Origin of the sequence: Oceanobacillus indicireducens (genome assembly GCF_014647195.1) — a bacterium.
Lineage (GTDB): Bacteria > Bacillota > Bacilli > Bacillales > Amphibacillaceae > Oceanobacillus > Oceanobacillus indicireducens.
Genome location: NZ_BMOS01000080.1, coordinates 1 through 958, shown reverse-complemented (window position 1 = coordinate 958; position 958 = coordinate 1). Strand labels below are relative to the sequence as shown.

Here is a 958-nt window from a genome sequence, read left to right as displayed (position 1 = left end):
TGGCGTAACATATAGCGATGATGACGACGTAAGCGACCATTTATTGTATCTGCAATCTCTGAAATACTTGCCCTTGTTTTGGGGTGTACAATATGACGAAGAGAATCCTCTTCCATTTTTTCTCCACTGATGATTGCTTTTAGAATCCGTCGTCCAGATGCTCCAAAAATATCAGAAAGAACGGAAGTCAGTTTAATATTTGCGTCTTGTAAAATCTTATGGATACGATTTTTTTCTTGTGTACAATTGTGTACTAGTTTTGTCCGATATCGTGTGAGATCCCGTAAATCACGGATGTCTTCTGGAGGAACAAAGTTACTTTCAATAAGTCCAGATCGTAGAAGCTTTGCGAGCCATTCCGCATCTTTTACATCTGTTTTACGACCGGGAACGTTTTTAACATGCTTTGCATTAGCGAGTATAAGTTGAAAATTCCCCTCGAGAATATTCCAAATCGGTTTCCAATAGACGCCTGTGCTTTCCATCACTGCATCTGTTGCTTTCATGGAGGTGAGCCAATCATTTAATTCTAATAACCCACTTGTAGTAGTTTGGAAAGTCTTGATTTCCTTTTTCGGCCTTTTATCTAAAGAGCCATATAAAACGCAAGCTACAACACTTTTTTGATGTACATCTAGGCCTGCACATCGTTCAATCATTGCTTCCATGGGAGTACCACCTTATCTTGATATATTTAACAATACAGGTGAAAGTAATGATAAATCAAAATTTTTGTATACATGCTCGAGGCACAATAGTTTGTACTTTTCTACTTTCACAACCAGTTTCAGTGTCAGGGTACCTTCATAAAAGGTCTACCAGTATGTTAACGGCCTGGTCGTATTGTTGTTATATCAATTCCCATAATTTGCATGAGTAATACTCTGATTGGGCTTAGGATTTATTTTCATTATAGTTTGTGGATACGCAAAGCGTAGCCATGATTGTTTCAGTGGGG

Annotated in this window: 1 protein-coding gene; it reads right to left on the bottom strand. The window is 38.2% G+C overall.

Going from position 1 to position 958, the window contains the following annotated elements; genetic code table 11:
- Nucleotides 1-668: IS110 family RNA-guided transposase (locus IEX94_RS19480; protein WP_188859920.1), on the bottom strand; the 668-nt coding region annotated here is incomplete at its 3' end.
- Between the last annotated feature and the right edge of the window lie 290 nt (nucleotides 669-958).